The sequence below is a fragment of the Microcoleus sp. CAWBG58 genome (assembly GCF_020883045.1).
In the GTDB taxonomy this organism is placed as follows: Bacteria; Cyanobacteriota; Cyanobacteriia; order Cyanobacteriales; family Microcoleaceae; genus Microcoleus.
Genome location: NZ_JAHRFA010000085.1, coordinates 22,014 through 28,270, shown reverse-complemented (window position 1 = coordinate 28,270; position 6,257 = coordinate 22,014). Strand labels below are relative to the sequence as shown.

At 44.4% G+C, this 6,257-nt stretch carries 8 protein-coding genes; 2 read left to right on the top strand and 6 right to left on the bottom strand.

Features of this window, described 5'->3' with window-relative positions; genetic code table 11:
* Nucleotides 1-875 precede the first annotated feature (875 nt).
* Nucleotides 876-1,091, top strand: coding sequence for a DUF2949 domain-containing protein (locus QZ918_RS27360; RefSeq protein ID WP_293144219.1), 216 nt, complete (start codon nucleotides 876-878; stop codon nucleotides 1,089-1,091).
* Between the two features lie 55 nt (nucleotides 1,092-1,146).
* Here QZ918_RS27360 and QZ918_RS27355 read toward each other — a convergent pair whose 3' ends face one another.
* Both QZ918_RS27355 and QZ918_RS27350 read right to left on the bottom strand, forming a co-directional pair.
* Nucleotides 1,147-2,304, bottom strand: coding sequence for a pyridoxal-phosphate-dependent aminotransferase family protein (locus tag QZ918_RS27355; RefSeq protein WP_293340775.1), 1,158 nt, complete (start codon nucleotides 2,302-2,304; stop codon nucleotides 1,147-1,149).
* 73 nt (nucleotides 2,305-2,377) lie between these two features.
* Nucleotides 2,378-2,623, bottom strand: a complete 246-nt coding sequence (locus tag QZ918_RS27350) for a DUF5340 domain-containing protein (RefSeq protein ID WP_293144225.1) — start codon at nucleotides 2,621-2,623, stop codon at nucleotides 2,378-2,380.
* On the opposite strand from QZ918_RS27350, the gene QZ918_RS27345 reads away from it, so the two are divergent.
* Nucleotides 2,622-2,888, top strand: coding sequence for a hypothetical protein (locus QZ918_RS27345; protein ID WP_293340772.1), 267 nt, complete (start codon nucleotides 2,622-2,624; stop codon nucleotides 2,886-2,888). The genes QZ918_RS27350 and QZ918_RS27345 overlap by 2 nt on opposite strands.
* 70 nt (nucleotides 2,889-2,958) lie before the next feature.
* Here the strand turns inward: QZ918_RS27345 and trpC are convergent, their stop codons facing one another.
* From trpC to QZ918_RS27325, 4 genes are all read right to left on the bottom strand, one after another.
* Nucleotides 2,959-3,876: an indole-3-glycerol phosphate synthase TrpC gene (gene trpC, locus QZ918_RS27340; protein ID WP_293340769.1), complete on the bottom strand. Its 918-nt coding sequence runs from the start codon at nucleotides 3,874-3,876 to the stop codon at nucleotides 2,959-2,961.
* Between the two features lie 129 nt (nucleotides 3,877-4,005).
* Nucleotides 4,006-4,401: a helix-turn-helix domain-containing protein gene (locus tag QZ918_RS27335; protein ID WP_293340766.1), complete on the bottom strand. Its 396-nt coding sequence runs from the start codon at nucleotides 4,399-4,401 to the stop codon at nucleotides 4,006-4,008.
* Between the two features lie 93 nt (nucleotides 4,402-4,494).
* Nucleotides 4,495-4,785 (bottom strand): hypothetical protein, encoded by a 291-nt coding sequence (locus QZ918_RS27330; RefSeq protein ID WP_293340763.1) that lies wholly within the window; start codon nucleotides 4,783-4,785, stop codon nucleotides 4,495-4,497.
* Nucleotides 4,745-6,169 carry a helix-turn-helix domain-containing protein gene (locus tag QZ918_RS27325; protein ID WP_293340760.1) on the bottom strand — a complete coding sequence of 475 codons (1,425 nt, stop codon included), beginning with the start codon at nucleotides 6,167-6,169 and terminating at the stop codon, nucleotides 4,745-4,747. The genes QZ918_RS27330 and QZ918_RS27325 overlap by 41 nt, the downstream gene beginning before the upstream one ends.
* Nucleotides 6,170-6,257 lie beyond the last annotated feature (88 nt).

Genomic DNA, 6,257 nt, shown 5'->3' with positions numbered 1-6,257 from the left:
TCCCAATCTCCCCCAATCTCCCCCAATCTCCCCTAATCTTCTCCAATCTCCCCCTCTCCCCCAACTGTCAACTGTCAACTGTCAACTGTCAACTGTTGAACCCCTCTCCCCTGTTCACTTCCGGCTGAGTTCGGCTTCGAGAAAACCTCAAAAAATTAATAAACTTTACAAAACTTGATAATATCTGTTAAAGTATTAATGTAAGATACAGCACGAATACCAAAAGATTTGCTACGATGTCAATCTCAGTTCGTCTGGGCTTGAGCTTGTTTGCAGAAGCTGTAGATTGTTGGTTGCAGGTATGAGAGGAGTCAGCGACTCGTTACCAATCCTGAGAGACGATGCTCAGCCGATCGGATTCCTGGCACGAAAAGAAATTCTCTGGAACTTCTGGCGCTAAACCTGAATCTACTAAACCTGTCGGAAGTAAGATGCTACAAGCTAAATTAAGTGGCAAAGTTAACTTAAGGTAGCAAGGTCGGCTGCGATCGACATATCTGACAAATATTGCCCAAGTAGATTTGCGGATTCTGCACTTTCGCAGATGAAGTTAAACTCTGAACAACAGTGCAATTAGTTTAGGTAGCAGAATTTCTTCAGATTCGCGTTGCACAATACCGAGGTATTCAGTTTAAGTTCGATCGCGCTCAACAGGCGATCGGGCAGACAGCAGCAAAAGTGCAAAACCTTTCACTTCTTGGGAAAGGTTGGCTTTAGAGTCGCACTCAACAGTCAAGTTGGGATTTTCCACAACCGCTAATACTGTTTTAACAGCTATCGACGGTCAAGAGACAGATTTAAAACTGGCTTATTACTAATTAAAAACATCAGGTTCGCATCAGAAAATGGTGTCCTATACATGGAGACAAAATCACATGGCACCCGCTACATACACTAGATTAATTCGATTTTTACAAGAAGATTTGGCAATCTCTCCCGCGTCCATCGCTGTCGCCGAACGGGTTGGCGGTGACGAAAAACGGCAGCGAGATCGAGACCCTAATTCCTTGCCGATGGTTCTGTGGCAGTACGGTTTAGTCACTCTGGAACAATTGGATAAAATCTTTGATTGGTTGTCCCAAGCATATTAAAAGGATTTTAGATTTGAGATAAAACCCAAAATCCAAAATCCTTTAATAACTGAGATTAAGATCCAGCTAACTCTTTCGCAGCAGCGGCGATACCGGCACCAGGAAGGCAGCCTTCATGACCCAATTCTTGCAACACGACTTCCAAAGCGGAAATAGCTGCTAGAATATCGCGATCGCACACAAAGCCCAAATGACCGATACGGAAGATTTTACCTTTCAAATGGTCTTGTCCGTCGGCGAGAGCAATATCAAACTTCTTTCTCATCAAAGTTCGTACTTTTTGAGCATCTACAGACGCGGGTGGCATAACTGCGGTAATGGCAGGACTGGCGGCATCATCAGCAGCAAATAATGGCAAACCCAAAGCTTTTACAGCGGCGCGAGTAGTTGTCATCAAGCGCTTGTGTCTGGCGAAAACGTTTTCCAATCCTTCGCCTTTCATCATCTGCAACGATGCTTGCAGGGCAAAAAACATATTGACTGGCGGAGTAAAAGGAGTCGTATTCTTGGCAGCGTCTTTGCTATATTTACCCAAATCTAAATAATAGCGGGGCAGTGTGGCAGTTTTGTAAGCTTTCCAAGCCTTAGGACTAACGGCTACAAAACCCAAACCCGGGGGAATCATGTAAGCTTTCTGAGAACCAGAAGCAATCACATCTAGCCCCCAAGCTTCCATTGGCACGCTGACAGCACCTAAACTGGTGACAGCATCAACCATAATTAAAGCTTCGCCGTGGGCTTTCACGTGGCGGTTGATGGTTTCGAGGTCATTCAGGACACCGGTAGAGGTTTCTGAGTGAGTGACGATGACTGCTTTGATTTGCTTCTCGGTATCTGCTTCGAGTTTTTCGCGGAAGTCTTCGGGGTTTAAAGGTTGGCCCCATTCAGCTTTGACGATTTCGGCATTTAAACCGTAAGCTTGTGCGACTTCAGCCCAGCGTTCGCCAAATTTGCCGTTGCATCCGACTAAAACTCGATCGCCCGCACTCAAGAAATTAATTATCCCAGCTTCCATCGCGCCGGTACCGGAAACCGTCAAACTCAGTACGTCGCCGCTGGTTTGGTGCAGCCATTTGAGATTTTCGGTACATTCAGCAAAAATCGCGTCAAATTCCTTGCTGCGGTGGCCCATCGGGTGTTTTGCCATTGCTAGCAAAGCCGCTTCCGGCACCGGTGTCGGGCCGGGAATCATCAGCATTAACTTGTTGTCCATTATGTCGTCCTAACTTTTTCGATGGGAGTTCTACAGAATAAATCAAATACGATCGGTTGGTACTCTAAGTTTTTTAACTTTTAATGCCAGTATGGTTAGTTTCATTTAAAGACCAACGGTATTCTACTGCCAAGTTCGATCGCTCGCAGCTTTGTTCTAATTGCTTTTGAATGGCAAGGGCTTTACGCAGGGTAATAATAAGTTGGTGAACTTGTTGCTGTTGGGGCGATTGTGGACTGACAGCAAACATCGTTTTGCGTTCTAACAATTGAAGTAACAATTCATAATGAATGTACGAAGGAAGGGGAATTGGCTCCATGAAAGCTAACATACCTCAGCGAACCGATACCCCATTGCAAGTGCATGGGGCATCACAGGTGAACATTAGATGCCCGACTTCTTATTTGTTTTCTAACCTTACAAAAACCCCTGCTTTGCCGATCGAATATTCGGGGCTGGGTGCGTTGGTAACGCTAAATTTTGCGATCGACTGGCGAGAGCGAATAGATTTAATTGCTTTCTGGCAAAATATTTCTACGCAATATGCCTTTGAGTGCTATTTTTTTTTTCAGTTAGGCGCTTGAGTCGATGCAGGCTCGAATTTCTGATTATTTACCTACTCAATCATTTTTTATCAGAATTCGGGGGTGTTTGTCAAGCAGTCTCGCCTTTGGTGATGTGCGGGTGCGCCTCGACAAGGGCGGCTAAAGCCACACCCGGATCTGGCTGCTTGACTAGGGATTCGCCGATGAGGACGGCTTGGACTCCGGCGCTGGCGACTTGGCTGAGGTCGTCGGCTGTATGGATTCCTGACTCGCTGACAGTGAGGATGCTTTTTGCTTGAATTTCGGTTTGGCGCGCGGCTAATAGTTGGCTGGTGGTTTCTAGACTGACGGAAAAGTCTTCTAGGTTGCGGTTGTTGATGCCGATTAGGTTGACTCCTTCTAGGGTTAATACTCGATCGAGTTCTTCGAGAGTGTGAACTTCTATTAAGGCCGTCATGCCCAAAGTCTTGACAATTTTCACAAAGTATTGTAAGTCTTTATCAGATAAGATAGCTGCGATTAACAATACAGCATCGGCGCCGCTAATCCGGGCGAGATAGATTTGGTAAGGATAGATAATAAATTCTTTGCAAAGTAGGGGCAAATCGACGGCGGCACGGATTTTAGAGAGGTTGTCGAAACTGCCTTGAAAGAACTTTTCATCAGTGAGTACGGAGATGCAGCTAGCGCCGTTTTCTTGGTAGGATTTGGCGATCGCAACTGGATCGAAATCTTCGCGAATTACGCCTTTGCTGGGGGAAGCTTTTTTAACTTCGGCGATGATTGCTGGTGTGGTTTTACCGTTTTTGAGTGCGCCGAGGAAGTCGCGGATCGGGGGTGCAAAGGGGAGTCTTTTGTGAAGTTCGGCTAAGGGCGTGCGATCGCGCTTTTGGGCAACTTCCGCTTCTTTTTGCCAGACAATTTCTTCGAGGATGTGCCGGGGCTTGGAGTCTGGTACGGCGATTTCGTAGCTGAGGTAGAGTACGGAGACTGAGGTGCTGGGCGGACGGCGACGGATTTGGAGCATAGTAGGGGGGATAAACAGTTGACAGTTGACAGTTGACAGTTGACAGCGAGGTTTTTACGCTGGGGATTTATACCTTACCGCGATCGCCACAAGTTTCAACCTATTATATAATAGAAGTCTCTATTACGATTAATTGAACAGAAACAAACTCGGATTGACCTGAAAAAACTTTCCCAAAGCCTCAGCTTGTTTTTTGGTAATTTCTAGCTGGTTATTAATGATTTGAGTTACTATCTCAATTGTATCCATAATTCCCACTAAATCTGCGGCTTCTAAATTTCTAGCATCCATCAAATGAAGAAGTCTTGAGTGGGGAGTTGAAGCATTTATTTGATAAATTTTTTGTTCAAAATCTTCAATTAATTTGACTAATAGTTCGAGGAGAGTATCTTCTTCGGGAGTTGGATTTTCCCGAGACAGCAAGCTTTCAACAATTTCCAAAAATATCTCGTTTTCATCTTCATTTTTGATGATTCGCGGTTGATATTGAGATAGCAAGCTGCTGTACTTGTCAGAGTCAAACATTTTGCGATCGTTCAGATGTTGTGCAGATACCTAATATTATCAAATTTAAGGGCGATCGGTCAAAACCCAAAATCTAAGAAACCGGGTTTTTTGCTAAATCACCGACTTTAACGAAAGATTCTCGAAAAAACCCGGTTTCTGGCCACCCGCGCGTCCGTGACTACGGCATAAACCTTCATAAACCGGGTTTTTCGTAGTTTTTAGGCGGTGTAACGATATTCTCGGAAAAAACGGGGTTTCTGACCACAACAAACAAAGGTCGATCGCACATTTCCAAATTCCAGATAATTCAATGTAGGGAAACAGTATTGCCGTGTCCTTAGCTGGATCTGCTATATAATTTTTATTGCTCACAGATTGGGCGGGAATAGTTAGTTTTGACATACTCTTTTAGGACTGGCCCAAGGGTGAAGAATGTGCGATCGCCCTCCGGGATTTTTTCAACTAACGAACGCCGTCCCAAGGATTGCATCACTTTCAAAAATTGCGATCGAGATAATTGGATATTCTCTGGCACTTTTGCGAGTGAAACTGGCGCGGTTTCACTCGCCAGCCATGACATCACCTGTTTTTCGGACTCGGATAAGCGATTAAATGGCTGATGCAATAAAGATTCTAGATCGCCTAAAAATAGTGTATCCTCAGACAAAAATTCCGAGAGGCTACCGTTAAACAAATCTTGAATCATTGTAGCAACTATTTTTAACCACAAGGGATTGCCTCTGTATTGTTCAATTAGTTCTGACCATTTTGCATCTTCAGTTAAACCTTTTTCTTTGAGGATTTCCCCCGCTTCTGCACCTAAACCATTGAGTTGTAACGAGCGAATTGGCTGGTTGTTACCTTCTAATGCGGCGATTTCTCTGGGTTTTTCCGAACCTATCAGGATTAAGCAACTTTTGTGAGATAATTCTCCTACCTGTCTGAATAGTGTGCCGTAATCTTCATATCCAAGTTGGTAATTACCAGCGAGTTGTCCGCTGCTATTTACCATTTGTACGTCATCGAGTATTAGCAGACAGCGGTATTTTTGCAAATAGTCCAGCAGGGGAAATCCCCCTGTGGTTGCCCCTTCTTCGGGGGAGGGGGCGGGCACGGGGGCACCGCCCCTACAGAAGAATTGAATTATATTTTTTTGAAGTATTGGCAGGGGTGGAGATGTGGCGAGACTTCGCCAGATGACGAAATCAAATTCATGTTTGATTTGTTCGACAAGTTTTGCGGCGAGTGCGGTTTTGCCAATGCCGACTATGCCGTGTATGGCGATGAGGCGGGTGTTTTCGTGCAGAATCCACTGTTTGAGGGTGGCGAGAGAGGTAGTGCGATCGTAGAAAATGCTAGACATAGGCATTTCAGCTAAGAATTGACGCACTTTGGGTTCAGTGTTGTCTTTGTTTAGAACTTCTTCCTCAATTGGTGATGAGACTTTTGGGGAATGTGAACTATTTTCACAGAAGTTGACGTTACCAATGTGTACACAATCTTTATTATTGAAGTTACAGAGATTTGAGAATTTTAATCGCTCGAACGTGACTCTAAAATTTGATTTATTGACTTCTTCGCCTAATACTTCTGATAGTAGCTTCCATAGTTCAGAGGCAATATCTTTAATGTGACCTTCACTACAGTGAGATTCATCTGCTATTTTTGAGTATTTCTGACCTTGTAAAGTTCCCCGCAGTATCACCTCTTGCAAATTGTCTAAATGTTTTCCCGTATTGACAAAAACTAGGTCGTCTGCAATTTTTAATATTTCTTGAACGTCCATAGGTCGGTGGTATAGGAGTTTTACCTATTATGTCCTACTTTATCCGACTTTTTCTGGTCTGACCTACTTTATCCGGCTTTATCCGACT